Genomic DNA, 17,147 nt, shown 5'->3' on the forward strand with positions numbered 1-17,147 from the left:
CTGTATGCGAATGGAGAGCTTTTTAAAGGTTTTCATAGCGTCGTTGCTTTCTCTCTATACTGTGTAGGCGTCATGCCGTTCATTCTTTTGAAAATCCTCGTAAAGTAAAAATAATCGTGAAATCCGCATTTTTCGCTAATAAGATGAATGGGGGAATCGGTCTCGGCAAGAAGCTTGCAAGCATATTGCATTCTCAGCCGGGAAACATACTCCACGAAGTTCTCGCCCACTTCCTTTTTAAAGAGATGACATAAATAATTGGAACTCAGGGAAAATTGCTCCGACATACCCTGGATGGTCAATTCTTCAGTGAAATTTTGGTGGATATAGGAAAGCATATCCTTTATTTTTTTATGGGAAATGCCAGATATAGAATCAGTACCGGAAGTCGAGAAATATTCCTGTGACTGTTCGAGAAGGTAATCGATCATGACGTTGGCCGTTCCAAAATGTTTGCACAACTGCTCATATCCTTCGAAATATTTTCCGGAAGACTGAACGTCATTCCGATTTGAAAGGTACATGACAGAGGTAAAGAGTACATAGGCCTCTTTTATTTGAAATTTACTTTCACGAAAATAATCCCGGGCTTTATCCATGCAGGTAACAAACTCTATGCGGTCTCTTCGTTTTATCGCATCTGTAATGGCGTTCAGCAGCTGGTTCAATCCATTATCGGCAGAAGCAGCAAGCGAATAGACACCAGGCTTTCCTGTGGCAAAACTGCCTAAGGAAGCCAGCGATGCCGCATCTAGGGACGCTTCCAGTTCACTGACGCAGGTCGCGGCAGGGCCGATTCCGATGCTGATGCCGATGGGCAGCGAACCATTAGTATCGTTCAAATCGGTAATAAAATCTTTCAATTGGGAGGCATAGACAAACACGCCGCATCTTCGCATACTCATTTGAAAGTGGAGATGGCGGATTTCTTGACGCACATGCAAGCTTTCAAGACCTTGTATGACAATAGGGATGATAGGCGAATGTGCGCTAATACGGATCCCTTGTGTCGTCAAGAGAGACTGCAGTTTCTCTTGACTGCCTGTGCTTAGGGCTTCATAAATATCATTGGTGTGCAGAAATTTCGAGGATCTCTGTTTAACGGACAAGGTTTCCGCTAATCGCTTGAGCATCAAGTGGATTTCTTCAATTTCAAACGGCTTCAGGCAATAGCCGAAGGTTCCATAGTTCAGCGCCTTCTGGGCATAAGCAAAGTCAGCGTGCCCGCTCAAAACGACGAACAATGTGCCGGGAGATATGATTTTTCCATGCTTGATCAGCTCTAATCCATTCATTTCCGGCATCCTGATGTCAGTTATGACGACGTCCGGATGATGTTCCCGGACGAGCTCAAGTGCTTCCTTTCCATTGGCTGCGTCTCCCACGAGCTGAAACTTATATTTATTCCAATCCACACCTGTTTTAAGACCCTCGACGATCCATTTTTCATCATCTACCAGGATGACACGAAACAAAGTACCCCCTCCTTAGGTTATATATTGTAGCTTATACCATAAACCTACTCCTCAAGTATAGAGAATTCTCAGATCGATATGGCTAAAACTTAGATTGTGGATACTTGTCACAACTGACCATAAACAATTCCATACCTAGCGGTAGTATTGTCGATACTCGTGCATAATTGCAGATTATATAATAGGGAGTATAGAGGGCATCAAAGATTGGGCATCAAAGAACAAGCTGATGACAGCGTATACAACAGGAGGTCGATGGAGTTGAATAGTACTGCGTCTGTTGCAGTTACAAAGAACCGAACACCAATGAGAAAGGCTTGGAATACGGCGCTTCAATACAAATACTTTTATTTGATGGTGCTGCCAATTTTACTCTGGTATTTGTTTTTTAGCTATGGTCCCATGTATGGGGTAACATTAGCCTTCAAGACGTTTCATTTTAATAAAGGAATCTTGGGAAGTCCTTGGATCGGTTTCGCTCATTTCAAAGAACTGCTTCACGACCCGGATTTTCGCAACGCCTTCACGAACACGATCATTATTAGTGTGATGAAACTTCTTATCACGTTCCCGTTGCCGATTATTCTCGCGATTCTGATGAATGAATTTTCGCGAACCGTGGCTAGACGATTTTTTCAAACAATCTTTACGTTCCCGCACTTTATCTCTTGGGTTGTCCTCGCCGGAATTATCTCGAATATTTTGAGCAAGGACGGCATCTTCAATCAAATAACCGCACTTTTCGGTGTGGATCCGATGTCTCCGCTTGTGGATGAGAATGCTTTTCGGCCCATGCTGTATATTACGCACGTCTGGAAAGAAATCGGCTGGGACTCCATCATTTATCTGGCGGCGCTTGCGGGCATTAATCCGGAGTTATATGAAGCCGCGGAGATGGATGGGGCTAACCGTTTCCAAAGACTTATTTATATCGCTTGGCCGGGCATCAAGGGGACTGTGGCCATTATGCTTGTTCTAAGTGTCGGGCATCTCATGGCCCTGGGCTCAAGTTTTGATCAGATTTTCAATCTCTATAGTTCCCCGGTTTACTCTGTATCAGATACGATTGATACCTATGTCTATCGCGCTTCCTTTACAACTGGCGCAGATTTCGGCTTAATGACGGCTGTAGGGCTCGTTAAATCGGTCATTAACCTGATTTTGCTGGTCGCCGCAAACTGGCTCGTAAAGAGACTCGGAGAAGAAGGTTTGTATTAAATTCCAGCATTTGAAAGGAAGTGCAACTTTGGCAAGTACACTTGTGAAAAGACGGGGGAAGTGGAGTCTTTTCGATAAAATCGCGGTTGTCATCTTGGGAATTCTGTCGGTTATCACCTTTTTTCCTTTCTATAATGTGCTTATTATCTCATTCGCCAAGTTTGAGGTGATTAGCAAGTCGACGCTGTACATTTTACCGAAATCTTTTGATTTATCGGCCTACAAGTTGCTATTGGCGGATACGAAATTTTGGAATTCCATTCTGATCACGGTGATCGTGACGGTCGCAGGTGTAGCCTTCAGTATGTTCATCTCGGTTGCCGGGGCCTATGGCTTGTCCAAGAAAGGAATGCCGGGCAGAAATGTCATGTTGACTGCGATCCTGATCACGATGTTTTTCAACGGTGGCCTTATTCCGTTCTATCTGATCGTTAAAGCGCTGGGACTCGTAAACAGTGTCTGGGTTATGATTATTCCCGCTGGTATGAATACCATGTATCTCCTCATCATGAAAAACTATTTCGGCACGTTGCCGGAAAGCCTGGAAGAGTCGGCAAAGATCGACGGAGCGAACGATTTGCGAATTTTGCTGAAAATCATCGTGCCGATTTCGATGCCGTTCATTGCGACATTCGCACTGTTCTACGCCGTTGAAAGATGGAACGAATGGTGGTATGCACTGCTATTTATTAGCGATGCTGACAAAGCGCCGCTGCAAATATATTTGCGTGAGACCTTGATTACATCCAACTCGTCCCTGAACAGTATGGCCATGACCTTGGCCGAGCAGCAAAAAACAGCGAAAATTTATACACCTAGCTTGCAGATGGCTTCGGTCATCGTCAGCTGCCTTCCGATTGTCATGATCTATCCGTTCCTTCAGAAGCATTTTTCAAAAGGATTGTTAGTCGGTTCTATTAAGGGATAAGGAATCTGGAGCTAAAGGCATGTTCAAAATTGATTATGGTAAGGAGGGATGCTTTTCAACTTACATGGAGCAGTTGTGTTAGGGATGTATACGAATTCCGTGAATTTTTCAGAATAAAAAGGGAGGATTAGCAAATGACCAAACGAAAGAAAATCGCAATGCTGGCTACATGCACAGCACTTTCTGCAAGCTTGCTTGCAGGGTGCGGACAAGCAGATGACAAGGGCAGTTCGAGCGTTTCGCAAACACCGGCAGAGGCAGCGAATGCTCAGGAGAATCCATTCAAGGAGCATATGGATATTTCGGTAGCTTTTTGGGATATTGACAATTTTGCTCCAAAGTTTGAAAGCGATCCGATCTATCAGGATCTCATGAAGAAGTTCAACATTACAATTAAACCGATTAACATCACTTGGGACGACTATCAGCAGAAACTGCAGACTTGGGCAGCTTCGGGTCAACTGCCTGATGTGTTCGCCGTTGACGCTGTAGGCACTCAGTATCAACGATCCTGGATTCAACAAGGAGTTGTCAAAGCATTGCCGGCGCTGGATCAATACCCTAATCTGGCAAAATATTTTGAAGCGCCTGATATGAAGGCTCTGAGTCTTGATGGAAAGTATTATAATGTTCCGCGGAAATTGTATCCTTCCGTAGACTGGAGCGCATTGGATCGCGTAGTTGTGTATAGATGGGATTTAGCTCAAAAGGCTGGGATTACCAAGGAACCGGAGACATGGGATGAATTCCAGGCTATGCTCAAGGCCATTGTGGATAAAGATCCGGAAGGCAAGCATACGACGGGGCTTACGGCTTCTCAAACGAAATTGATTGGCGGCTTGTTCTGGTTGTACGGCAACCCTGCAGCCACCAGCGATGGCAGCGGTAGCGACTATAAGTGGATCAAGGAAGGTAATAAATTCGTTCCTGCTGTATTCTCCAACAAGGCACTTCCTGCCTTGACGAATATGAGAAACATGTATGACAACAAGCTGATTGATCCTGACATTGCGCAAACGAAGCCGGATCTGGCTTATGATAAATTCATGTCAGGCAAATCGGCAGCGCTGTTGATGGCCGGCGGTTTTGTCAATATTGACGGTCAGCTGTATAACAAGCGTTGGAAAAACACGAACCCAAATGACGACATCATGAAGAGTATCAAAGTGCTGAAGCCACTTAAAGGCCCGGATGGTCAGAGTTATCACTCGGTCTTTAAGACGTATTGGTCGGAAAGCTATTTCAACGCTAAGATCGATGATAAAAAGATGGATCGCATTATGCGCCTCTATGACTACATTCTTTCTCCGGAAGGGAAAGACCTGATGAATTTCGGGGTCAAAGACGTGGATTACAAGGTAGAGAACGGAAAGAAAGTCATGATTAACCCTTCCGAGTCATTGGCAGATAAATATCCGGGAACTATGCAGTTCTTGAAAACGCTTGTCTCCTATGATAACGGGGACAAATACACAATGGAGAATCCGACGCTAGGTAATATAGAAGTTCGTAAGGCGGCGGTCGATTATATCGATTGGGTAATTAAAAATTCCAAAGTGCCGGACTACAACATCAATCTGACCTATATGTCCACACCAGCCAAGGATAAATTAACCGTGTTCGATCACGACGACATGTTAAAGGTGATGCTGTCCAGGGATCCGGTTGACAAGGTATGGGGAGACATTGTTGCTAATTATAAAGCGAAGGGACTTGATAAGGCCATTGAAGAAGTAAATACCGAGGCTCAGAAACAAGGCATCAAGTAAGTCAGTTATCGCAACAGCTTCCTGACATCATTCGGGAAGCTGTTGGCGAAACTAACGTGAAAGCGGATACAAAACGAGTCGATTTCAGCCAAATGGCCTCTCAGTTGGAGGCGGTTTGGCTATCTATTTTTCTTATGGAGGAATTAAAATGAGTATAAACATTAATGCGACAGGATTAAGCGAAGCCCAACAATTGGCCGTTGTGCAGGTTTCAGGTTTGCTTGGATGTCAATTGGATGAGGGGGGCTTAGCCGTTCATTTTCGTAGAAGCGGCGAAGGAATCAGTATCAGCTTCGATGGTCAGCTTGGCATCATTGCATACGGAGAGCCTCATCATTTTATTCGGGCCTTTGGGTTATTTATCGAAAAATTGAAAAGCGGAGGTAAATTCCAATTGTGTGAGACCCCAAATTACGACAGTTTGGGTGTGATGGTCGATTGTTCCAGAAATGGCGTGCTGCATGGTGATGCCTACCAAAAACTAATCAAAATGCTCGCGTTGATGGGTTATTCTACGGTTCAGTTATACACGGAGGATACCTATGAGATCCCGGGTCATCCTTATTTTGGGTATTTGAGAGGTCGATATACCGGAGAAGAGCTGTCAGAGATGGACAGATATGCTGCTTTGTTCGGAATCGAGCTTGTTCCCTGCATTCAGACACTAGCCCATCTAAGTGCTGCATTAAGATGGAAGGCAAATTCCCATCTTATAGACTGTCAGGATATTCTGCTTATCGATGATCCAGCCACTTACGAGCTTATCGATCGGATGTTTGAAGCGATGGCCAGGAACTTGTCGAGTCGGAAAATAAACATTGGGATGGACGAGGCCCATATGATGGGATTAGGTAAATATTTGGATAAGCATGGTTATACAGATAGATCTACACTGATGTTGAAGCATTTCAATAGGGTGATGGAGATTGCCAGAAAGTATGGATATCGGCCTATGATGTGGAGCGACATGTTCTTCCGGCTGGCAAGCGGGGGCGAATACTATAATGCGGACAGCCCGATCAGGCAGGATGTCATAGACATGATGCCGGATGACATCAAGCTGGTCTATTGGGACTACTATTCAGAAACTCGGGAAAAGTACGACGGCATGATGAGAAAGCATAAACAACTCAGCGAAAATATTGTGTTTGCAGGTGGGGCCTGGAAGTGGATGGGGTTTGCCCCAAACAACCAATTCAGCCATCATATCGGCCTGTTGGCGCATGAGAGCTGCAAGGCCAATCAGATTAAAGAGGTGTTGATTACCGCTTGGGGGGATAACGGTGCGGAAGCTTCCCAGTTTTCGATTCTTCCGTCGCTGCAATTTTGGGCGGAGCTGTGCTATACAGGGGGGGCCGTTGAGGAAGCTCTTCGCGAACGCTTTGCGACGTGCACAGGAGGTGTTTATTCCGATTTTATGGGGTTGGATGCGGCTAATCTTGTGCCGGATAATCAAGCGCCAGGTGTCTGCTCGGTGAATCCGTCCAAATATTTGCTGTATCAGGACATCATGTACGGCTTGTTCGACTGCCATGTTATTCCAGAGGCATATGCCCATCATTATCGCCGGAGTGCAGAAATGTTGGCGGAAGCAACTGAACGCAATCCTTCGTGGGGAGCCATTTTCGCTGCTCAGACGGCGCTTTGCCGAGTATTAGCGTTGAAATGTGACGCTGGCATCAACATCCGACATGCATATCGTACCCAGGATCGGGAGGCGTTAATGCGCTATTCCCAAGAAGTGCTGCCTGAGCTTCTGGAGAGAATCCGGCAATTCATGGAAGCATATCGGAAACAATGGGGCAGCGAGAATAAAATTTACGGTCTAGATGTGTTCGATCTGCGCACAGGCGGTCTGCTGCAGCGTGTGGAGACAGCCATTCGCAGAATCCGTGATTATGTATCTGGCGAAATTAAATGGCTGGAGGAACTGGAACAGGACATCCTGCCATTTGACGTGATGAATACAGAGGCAAAGAATAGTCATGCGATTAGCGCGAATCTGTGGCATCGAATAGCGACCCCTTGTGTAATTGAGGGAATATAAGGAGTAATGCCTGACATGAAACCGAATATTTTGATGATCACGGTAGACCAAATGAGATTCGATTGCTTGAGCCTGATGGGTCATCCTGTTGTGGAAACACCAAATCTTGACCAATTGGCACAAATGGGGGTTCTTTACGAGAACGCATACTCGGCGACGCCTACCTGTGTGCCGGCACGAGCGGCCATTATGACAGGCATGAGCCAGCGATCCCATGGCAGGGTGGGGTATCAGGACAAAGTGCCTTGGAACTATGAGTCTACGATTGCCGGTGAGCTGTCCAAAGCTGGCTATCATACGCAATGCGTTGGTAAAATGCACGTTTTCCCGGCAAGAAATTTATGCGGCTTCCATAACATCGTGCTTCATGATGGATATTTACATCATAACCGCAACAAATCTGCCAATACGGCAGACAGTCATTTTGACCAAGTCGATGATTACTTGACGTGGTTGAGATCGATAGGCGGGGCGGATCTTGATTTGACAGATCTAGGGCTGGATTGCAATTCATCAACAGTCACAAGGCCTTGGCATTTGGATGAGAAGCTCCATCCAACGAACTGGGCTGTGACGCAATCCATCGATTTTTTACGACGCCGCGATCCCCAGAAACCCTTCTTTCTGTGGACGTCTTTCGTTCGCCCGCATTCGCCCTTGGATCCACCGCCAGTGTACTTTGATATGTACAAGGACATTCCGTTGCAGGATCCGCCTGTCGGTGATTGGGTCGAGGAGTTGATGGCTGCCGCAAATGCGGAGCTAGAGGGATATAATCCGACTACCGTTTTCGGCAAGGTGCCGAAGCGCAGATTGGATCGGGCGCGTGCTGGCTATTACGCACTCATCACGCATTTGGACGATCAAATTGGGAGATTGATCAATTCTCTTCAGGAGTATGGCGTCCATCGTGATACCGTTATACTGTTTACGTCAGATCATGGTGAGTTGCTGGGGGATCATCATTTCTTTCGCAAATCCTTGCCGTATGAAGGCAGCGCCAAGGTGCCATTCATTTTGTTCGATGGGACAGGAAGGTTGGGTCTTCGCGAAGGGAGCAAAGTGTCAGAAGTTATTGAGCTTCGCGATATTATGCCGACCTTGCTTGACGTCGCTGGTGCGAAGGCGCCGTCAAGCATGGACGGACAGAGTGTCATTCCGCTTGGTGCAGGGCGTGAAGTAGAATGGCGCACATATATACATGGAGAGCATGCTTATGGGGAGCTGTCGCACCATTACGGCACGGATGGTCAGGACAAATATATTTGGTTCTCGCAGACCGGTAAAGAGCAACTGTTTGACCTGCGGAATGACTCGTGTGAATTGAATAATCTTGTCAATGAACCGGCCTGGCAGGATCGTCTCTATGCCTGGCGCGCAAGGATGATCAAGGAACTGGAGGGTCGGGAGGAAGGCTATGTAGACAGTGATCGTCTGGTGGCTGGGCGAAAGCCGCAAACTTGCCTGAGTCACATTCTGTAACCTAGCAGTGAAGCAGCAATAAGGCGAGTTTGCAACGGGAGTTACGACAGTGTTTAATAACGACACGAATAACAGTGCCTGCCGTGGAGCAGGGTTTCATTGAGGTGCGTATTCAATAATTCATTAGGCGCATCTGTTTGCGATATGCTTGCGGACTAATCCCAGCAGCATGACGAAAAGCGCGGCTGAATTCACTAAGCTCGTTGTAACCTACGCGTCGAGAGATTTCGTTAATCGGCAAATCGGTCTGGACTAACAGCTCCTCGGACATCTGGATTCGATGGTTTCGCAAATACTGAGAAGGTGGCTGCCCCATCTCTTTCCGGAATAAATAGCTGAAATGACTCGAACTTAAATAAACATGAGCAGCTAATTTTTCAAGCGTGAGTGATTCATGAGCGTGCTCCTGTATATAAGCACATACTTTAACAATCCGGGGATCGATAATAGGAATGTGATTCGGCATTTGCGGTAGAAGCAGTTCGATTAGGCATGCAAACCATTGATGGAGGGCGCCTTGAACCCGCAGAAGTCCAAGTGATGTGGCGAGCTGCTTTTGCTTATCTTCATTGGGGTCATTGGGTCGTTGCAGTGTGGTGGCAAATTGCTTAAATACGTCGACTGCTGTCATCCATAGATCAGAAAGTTGAGTCATGACGTCACTGTCAGTTAAGGTTGTAATTATCGGGAATGGATAAGACTCATGAAATTTGAACGGTCCAAGTTTGATCGTGCAACTGAGTGATAAGTAACTTACAGGGTCGCCGGACTGTTCCGCATGAAGCTGGTACGGTACACCTGGTGGAAACACGATGAGATCACCTTTACGAACAACATAGTGCTTTTCCGCGACTTGAATAGTACGAATTCCATCTAGGATGAGCCAAAAGACTGGAAATGGATTTCTTACAGGACCGAAGGTGAAATCATATGGTTTTAGCATGTGTCGAATCCAACCGGGTTGAAAGCTAAATTCCAGCCTTTGTGAATCCGGATAGAGAATAAACATGAGATGACCTCCCGCTCGCAGACATCGTAAGAAATGTCAAATCTACAGTTGATTGTGACATGGAATCTAAGCGTTGTAAATAGTACGTTATTAGGAGGAATTATATGTAACATCACATCATTATGGAGGCGTTGATGTCGTGGAAAAAGCCAATCCAAAACCAAACATCGTGTTCATTCTTGCAGATGATATGGGGAGCTGGGCGCTTGGCTGTGCCGTTAATCATGAAATACGTACACCCCATCTAGACCGACTCGCTGCGGAAGGAATGCGTTTTGATAACTTCTTTTGTACATCGCCGGTTTGCTCGCCAGCACGTGCGTCATTACTGACAGGAAGGATTCCTTCCCAACATGGGGTGCATGACTGGATCCGCTCCGGTAATGTCAACACGAGTGAATTCAATGAACAGCTACGAACAGATCGGGGGTTTGCTGATGAGCGCGCCGCGATCGATTATTTAGCTGGGCAACCGACGTATACAGAGCTGCTGGCTCAAGCCGGATATTCCTGTGCATTAAGCGGCAAGTGGCATTTGGGCAACAGCACGGTCCCGAAGAAGGGATTTGATCGCTGGTTCTCAATCGCCAGAGGCGGCTGCTCTTATATGAGACCTGATATCGTGGAGAACGGAGAGGTAACAATCGCCGACGGGTACGTAACTGATATGATTACGGATAAAGCCATGCAGTTTTTAGATGAAATGTCGCGTGAAAACACCCCATTTTATTTGGGAGTTCACTATACGGCGCCGCATTCACCTTGGGACCGGTCAGAGCATCCGGAGTCTTTTGTCGCCATGTATGAGGACTGCCCGTTCAATTCAGTGCCGGAGCTGCCATTGCATCCGAACCAGACACGAACCGCACCGACAGGAGTAGGAGAATACCGTAAAGAGCTATTGCGCGGGTATTACGCATCCATCACCGCCATGGACGAAGGAATCGGCAAGATCATAGACATGTTGGAAGAGCGGGGGCTCCGTGAACATACAATGATTGTGTTTACGGGTGACAATGGAATGAACATGGGGCATCACGGAATATGGGGAAAAGGGAATGGTACATTCCCTTTTAATATGTATGATACCTCGGTAAAGGTACCTGCTATTTTTAGTCATACCGGCGTCATACCTTCAGGAGAATTACAGGGTGAGTTGATTAGTCAATATGATGTGTTCCCTACCTTGCTAGATTACGTTGGCTTGCCTAACCCCGAGCAGGAGAGGTTGCCAGGTCGAAGCTTTTACGATTTGCTGGTAGGCAGTACGGGGAAAGGTCGAGAGGATATCGTCATTTATGACGAGTATGGACCGGTCCGTATGATTCGCACCCGAGAGTGGAAATACGTACATCACTATCCATACGGGCCGCATGAGCTCTACGACTTATTGAATGACCCGGACGAGCATGTCAACCGTGCAGAAGAAATAGCGTGTCAATCGGTGATAGAGGCACTTCGAATACGTCTGGGAACCTGGTTTAGCCAATATGCCGTTCCTGGGAAGGAAGGGATATATGCTCCGGTTACGGGGTTCGGGCAGTTGAGTCCGTTGGCACCAGGGATAACGGAAAGCAGTGCCTTTAAGCCGTTGGTGAGATAGTATGTTTGAGATGCGTGTTAAGAGCAACGAGACCAAATGAGATAACTACTGGAGAGGACGGCTTAGGCTGTCCTTTTTTTATTTGGATTGTCAACTATGAGTCGCCTCTTGATCACCCCGCAGTCTGACGGTCCGTTTCAGGCGGATTTAGGTAAATAACAAAAATCGTACAGAAAGACCTAAAGATTCTTAAGGCTTGGAATGGAGGGATCACAGTAAAGTGTAAGCATCCGTGGAGCAAAACTTATTGTGGAAATGAAAGCGGTTTATTGAGAGGGATCATTTCCTGCCTGCCAAAAAGCTCCACACCAAATCCCTAAGGAGGAAATTATTGTAATGAGGAGAATTGGCTTGTTTGCGGTGTCACTGGCGGTACTGTTCGTAATGATGCTGACCAATATCGCCTATGCGGATGTATCATCCCACTATCTTAACCCGCTGATGAAAGGAGCCGACCCGACTATTGAACGGCAAGACGATGGATACTATTATTCGGCGGCAGGCGATGGCAATGTTGTACTGAAACGGCATGAAACCATTCTTGGCGTTTCCACCGCGAAGAGCAAAGAAGTATGGAAGCTGCCCGAAAACCTGGAATTTATATGGGGGCCCGATGCGCACAGGATCGATGGCAAATGGTACATCTATTTCGCTTCCGGCCCGAAGGTTAGCGATGAAGCGGGGCGTTTCGCTTATGGTCATCCCAGCTCCTATGTTCTGGAGAACAGCTCGCCCGACCCATTCGAAGGGACCTGGGAACTGAAGGGAACCTATGATAATGGGGACGGACTTACCCCCCAACAAGGATTGCTGAATACGCAAAGCTACGGACTGCCTACAGGCTTCGTCACCATCAAGGGGCAGAGATACCTCACCTACACCAAATATTTCTATTCCATTGATCCCGTAACGGGAAAAGAGACCTTTGACGAATGCCCCACGATTGTCAAGATGAAAAACCCTTGGACGCTGGAAGGCGATGAGATTACGTTAGCCAGGCCGACCTACGACTGGGAGAAGTACGTTGATAATGTGAATGAAGGCGCAGCCGTGGTGGAGCGTAACGGTAAAGTTTATTTTGCCTATTCCGCCAGCAGCTACACACATGATAACTATGCTGTCGGCCTGTCCTGGGCCGATCTGGACCAAAGTGTGGAGAATGAAGCGGCATGGCATAAACATCCTGAGCCGATCATGAAACGTTCGGATGAAAACGGCTCTTATTCGACAGGATCGCCTTTATTCTTGAAATCTGAAGACGGCACAGAGGACTGGATTACCTACCATGGCATACCGACTCATAGCCAAGGCGGCAAGAACAGAGAGGTTCGCGCCCAGCGGTTCAATTGGGATGACAATGACTTCATCAATTTGGGCATCCCGTCCAACCCCGGAACTGTGCTTAGCCGTCCCTCCGGAGAGGAGAAGAGCGAAGTCTATGAGGCGGAAGACGCACAGTTATCAGGGGCAGCAAGAGCAACCATGAACAGCATCTATGCCTCGTCTGGCCAATATGTCAGGTATAGCAATGGCAATGACAGCGACTATGTAGAGTTTACAGTCAACACGAATGCAGGGGGGATGTACTCGCTGGACTTCCGCTACAACAACAATACGACAGATCAGGTCACCATGACACTGGGGGTGAACCAGGAGGCTCCGACCATGCTTGTATTCCCGTCTAATGCCGGACCGGAGAACAAGCTGAACTTCGACTTAAGAACCGTGCATAACATCCAGCTGAATGCCGGTAGCAACATCATACGTCTTTCCGGCAAAAGCGCTTTGGGGCTGGACGCTGTTATTGCCAAGAAAAGCGTCCTGTATGAAGCGGAGGGCGCGGAGCTGTCCGGCGGCGCAGGAATTGCTCAAGATCATGCGGGATATAGCGGTTCAGGCTTTGTCAGTGGATTCACGGAACCGAACGCGGCGATCAGCTTTACCGTAAACGCTCCTCACGCAGGCAGCTACTCGGTCAAGCTGGCTTATGGCGCTGGAACGGAGGAAGATCAAACCTTGACCATGAATGTGAATGGCACCAAGGTCAAACAAGTGAATTTTTTTGGTCTGAAGGAAGGGGACAAGTGGGCCGACAGATATGACAATGTATTCCTGAAAGAGGGAAGCAATGTCATCACTTATACGTATGATAGCGGCGATACGGCGAATGTCAATCTGGATTATATCACCGTTACCGAAGCGGCGACCTGGACGTATGAAGCGGAATCAGCCAAAACGACAGGTGGGGCGGATTCCGAGATTATTCAGGCCCAGGATGGAAATACGGGAGTCGGTTATGTGAGCGGTCTGACCCAAGTGAACTCGTCCGTGGAATTTTCTGTGGATATCGAACATGCGGCCACCTATGATGTCAAGCTACGATACGCCACAGAGCAGGGCAGCAAAGCATTGTCGCTGGAGGTAAACGGCGCGCCTGTGCAGGATATCGTGCTTCCCTTCTCCGGAGGCGCCAAGATGTGGAAGGAACAAATTGTAAGCGTTCCCCTGAACAAAGGGAATAACAGCATCACTTTTAGGCGTGCAGCTGGAGATTCAGGCGTCATCCATATCGATCAAATTCATCTGAATAAACGCACCCCCTGGAAATATCAGGCGGAAGCGGCTACCCTCTCAGGCACACCGGGGATCGGCAGAGACCGTCTATGGTTTGAAGGCAACGGTTATGTCGGCTTATTCCAGAAAAAAGGGGATGCTGTCCGCTTTGAAGTGAATGTCCCCTACACGGCGGCTTACACGTCAACCTTGCGCTATTCCGGTGTGCAGTCGACGAATCGAACGATGACCTTATATGTGAACGGCAGTCGGGTCAAGCAAGTTTCCTTGCCGCCGACAGCGAATTGGGATACCTGGACGGACGCGACCGAAACGGTCAATCTGCAGGCTGGGAAGAATAGCATTGAATTCCGCCGTGAGGAAGGGGATACCGGACAGCTCAACATAGACAGCCTGATCCTGGATAAATTCAGCGGTGGATTCATGAGCACGACGGCCAAGGTGCTGACCCCCGAGAAGATGGTGAAGATCCAACCGAAGCACAGCGGTAAGGCGCTGAGTGTGGCTGGTGAGAAGTACAATCAGGGAGCAGCCGTTATCCAATTTTCCAATGGCGAAACCAATAGTCAATTGATGCGATTCATAGATCTGGGAACAGGCTATTACCGGATTCTAGTTATGCGTGGTGCACGTTTCCTCGATATCAAGCCTGATTCAGCTATCCAGGAGCTTATTCTAAATCAGACGATTGAAGATGCTCCCATTCCCTCCGATACCGAACAGTGGCGACTAGAGAAGGAGGGCGACGATTATAAAATCATCAACAAAAGCAATGGAAAAGTGATTACAGTCAATGAGGCGTCCAAAAGTAACAACGCTGTTATACGGTTAGCCGATGATGAAGGAAAAGACAACCAGCGGTTTAAGATTGAGCCACGCAACCTTTATGACAATACGTTCCATGCGGTGTCAGATGTTACAGCTGTCCCAGCGGCAGTGCAGGCAGGACAGGAACTGACGCTCTTCGGCACAGTTTCACCGGATTGGGCCACGCGCAAAAGCATCACCTGGAGCATCAAGGATGCCGGGCAAACAAAAGCTGCCCTAGATGGGAATGTGCTGTCCGCCACAAGAGCGGGAACCGTCATTGTCACCGCTACGATTGAAGAAGGAAGCGAGCTCGGCGTGAGCTACGCCAAGGACTTTACCATTAACGTCTCCAAGAAAGACGCGGATGTTAGCCCTGAAAAGGCCACCTATGATCTCTATGTTCCTGGGGATGTAAGCGCCAGTATCATATGGAATGAAGCCAAGTCCGTGACCGGTGTGGTATACGCAGCTACAGTATCAGGTGCCGTATACAATGGCACATTGGGAACCGAGGGTTATACCGTTAGTGGAGATATGTTGACCATCAAGCGCGAGACGATGGCTGCGCTGGGGCTACAGAGCGGCGATACAGCGGATTTCTCTATCCTGTTTAATCAGGGTAATTCGGCTGTGCTCAGCGTCAATGTGGTGGACAGCTTTGCTTTAACCAGTCATCGTATTACGGTGGCAACCGAGGGACATGGCACTGCCAGCGCCAATGTAACGTCGGCTGTCAAGGATACGGTGGTCACCGTATCCGCCACGCCAGATCCGGGTCAGATCTTCAAGGGCTGGAAGGTGAATAGTCCCAGCAACCTGAGTGTGACTGGGAATACCTTTACCATGCCAGATGAGGCGGTGGCGATCACGGCAATATTCGGAACGCCGTCCTACAGCGTGACCTATAACGGCAACGGTGCAGCAAGCGGTTTCGCGCCGATAGATGACAGCAGCTATGAGCAGGGCGTCACGGTATCGGTCTATGGAAATACCGGTAATCTCAAGAAGCCGGGCTATCGCTTTGCCGGCTGGAATGAACGGGCCGATGGCAGCGGAACCAGCTACGCGGAAGGCCAGGTCATCACAATGGGCGGGGCGAATTTAACCCTTTATGCCCGATGGACGGTTACAAATTCCGGTGGTTCTTCCGGAGGAGGTTCGTATGAGGAGGATTCATCCGATGGAAGTTCGCCGTCAACACCAACGAGCCATGGAGTTATTCCGGAGAATAACCATCAATTTACGATTCCAGCAGATAGGAGTGGCGAATTTGGCATCGAGAATGAGATTAAGATCCAGATTCCTGCCGGCGCCTCACAAAAGGAATTCCAACTTATCATCAGCAAATTAACAGACACAAAAGAACTACTTACGGGCAAAGCTGCTCTAGCCAGTCCTGTATTCGAGATTCTGAAGGATTTCCAAGGGGAATTTGACAAGGAGATCATTCTGACGCTTACTTTCGATCCTGACAAAATAAAGAAGGGTCAGAAGTCGGCGGTATTCACCTATGTCGAAGCGCAAAAAAACTGGAGAGAATTAGGCGGGCAAGTGAATGAGGGCACATCTATTACCGTGAAAGTGAACAGCGTTGCCAAGTTTGCCGTATTCGGCGTCGATCAGGCGGCTAGCCCAACAGCTCCGAAACCGGAGGTCAACTTGAGTGACCTGGCGGCACACTGGGCGGAGTCCGATGTCAAGCAAGCGATTGAATTAGGCATTGTCAGGGGTTATCCGGACGGCACGTTCAAGCCGGATCGAGCCGTAACACGCGCCGAATTCGCCGCCATGCTCATCCATGCGCTTAAGCCGCAAGAGACTAACCTATACAACGCGCCGCTAACGTTCACCGATAAGGAGAAGATCGGGGATTGGGCGCTGAATGCCGTGGCCCAAGCGGTGCAAGCAGGTATCATTTCCGGTTACGAGGACGGTTCCTTCCGCCCGGATGCCGAGATGACCCGCAGCGAGATGGCCAAGATGATCGCAAGCGCGCTGGGCTTTTCAGATGACAAGGCTCCTACCTCAGGGTTTGCGGATGATACAGCTGTTCCAGACTGGGCGAAGGATGCTGTGGCGAGCTTGCGTATGCGCGGCATTATGGAAGGGAAAGAAGGAAACCAATTCGCTCCCGGCGATCAAGCAACGAGAGCCGAGGCGATTAGAGTATTACTGAACATGCTGCGCAACAGGCAATAGCAGTGAAGGATTATCGTATGCCAAGGAGGATTG

General features: G+C 48.1%; 9 protein-coding genes. 7 read left to right on the forward strand and 2 right to left on the reverse strand.

Going from position 1 to position 17,147, the window contains the following annotated elements; genetic code table 11:
* Positions 1–32: 32 nt before the first annotated feature.
* A complete protein-coding gene (locus ABE504_RS09290) occupies positions 33–1,475 on the reverse strand; it encodes a response regulator (protein ID WP_430087472.1) in 1,443 nt (480 codons plus the stop codon).
* A gap of 261 nt (positions 1,476–1,736) precedes the next feature.
* Here ABE504_RS09290 and ABE504_RS09295 point away from each other — a divergent pair, with 261 nt between their 5' ends.
* The 5 genes from ABE504_RS09295 to ABE504_RS09315 all read left to right on the forward strand — a co-directional run bounded on the left by ABE504_RS09295 (position 1,737) and on the right by ABE504_RS09315 (position 8,919).
* On the forward strand, positions 1,737–2,693 hold the full coding sequence (locus tag ABE504_RS09295) for an ABC transporter permease (RefSeq protein ID WP_430087474.1): 957 nt from the start codon (positions 1,737–1,739) through the stop codon (positions 2,691–2,693).
* A gap of 28 nt (positions 2,694–2,721) precedes the next feature.
* Positions 2,722–3,621: a carbohydrate ABC transporter permease gene (locus tag ABE504_RS09300; RefSeq protein ID WP_430087476.1), complete on the forward strand. Its 900-nt coding sequence runs from the start codon at positions 2,722–2,724 to the stop codon at positions 3,619–3,621.
* Positions 3,622–3,755: 134 nt separating this feature from the next.
* Positions 3,756–5,390, forward strand: coding sequence for an extracellular solute-binding protein (locus tag ABE504_RS09305; RefSeq protein WP_430087478.1), 1,635 nt, complete (start codon positions 3,756–3,758; stop codon positions 5,388–5,390).
* 148 nt (positions 5,391–5,538) lie between these two features.
* Positions 5,539–7,437, forward strand: a complete 1,899-nt coding sequence (locus ABE504_RS09310; RefSeq protein WP_430087479.1) for a beta-N-acetylhexosaminidase — start codon at positions 5,539–5,541, stop codon at positions 7,435–7,437.
* A 15-nt stretch (positions 7,438–7,452) separates the two neighbouring features.
* Positions 7,453–8,919: an arylsulfatase gene (locus ABE504_RS09315; protein ID WP_430087481.1), complete on the forward strand. Its 1,467-nt coding sequence runs from the start codon at positions 7,453–7,455 to the stop codon at positions 8,917–8,919.
* 112 nt (positions 8,920–9,031) lie between these two features.
* Here the strand turns inward: ABE504_RS09315 and ABE504_RS09320 are convergent, their stop codons facing one another.
* Positions 9,032–9,928: a helix-turn-helix domain-containing protein gene (locus ABE504_RS09320; protein ID WP_430087483.1), complete on the reverse strand. Its 897-nt coding sequence runs from the start codon at positions 9,926–9,928 to the stop codon at positions 9,032–9,034.
* Positions 9,929–10,067: 139 nt separating this feature from the next.
* On the opposite strand from ABE504_RS09320, the gene ABE504_RS09325 reads away from it, so the two are divergent.
* On the forward strand, positions 10,068–11,531 hold the full coding sequence (locus tag ABE504_RS09325; protein ID WP_430087485.1) for a sulfatase-like hydrolase/transferase: 1,464 nt from the start codon (positions 10,068–10,070) through the stop codon (positions 11,529–11,531).
* 336 nt (positions 11,532–11,867) lie between these two features.
* Complete coding sequence (locus ABE504_RS09330) at positions 11,868–17,114, forward strand: CBM35 domain-containing protein (protein ID WP_430087487.1); 5,247 nt, start codon at positions 11,868–11,870, stop codon at positions 17,112–17,114.
* Positions 17,115–17,147 lie beyond the last annotated feature (33 nt).

This window comes from Paenibacillus oryzisoli (assembly GCF_050467285.1).
Lineage (GTDB): Bacteria > Bacillota > Bacilli > Paenibacillales > NBRC-103111 > Paenibacillus_E > Paenibacillus_E oryzisoli_A.

Coding starts and splice junctions, on each gene's coding strand:
- ABE504_RS09305 (WP_430087478.1), top strand. CDS start 3,756: ATGACCAAACGAAAGAAAATCGCAATGCTGGCTACATGCACAGCACTT.
- ABE504_RS09330 (WP_430087487.1), top strand. CDS start 11,868: ATGAGGAGAATTGGCTTGTTTGCGGTGTCACTGGCGGTACTGTTCGTA.
- ABE504_RS09310 (WP_430087479.1), top strand. CDS start 5,539: ATGAGTATAAACATTAATGCGACAGGATTAAGCGAAGCCCAACAATTG.
- ABE504_RS09315 (WP_430087481.1), top strand. CDS start 7,453: ATGAAACCGAATATTTTGATGATCACGGTAGACCAAATGAGATTCGAT.
- ABE504_RS09320 (WP_430087483.1), bottom strand. CDS start 9,928: ATGTTTATTCTCTATCCGGATTCACAAAGGCTGGAATTTAGCTTTCAA.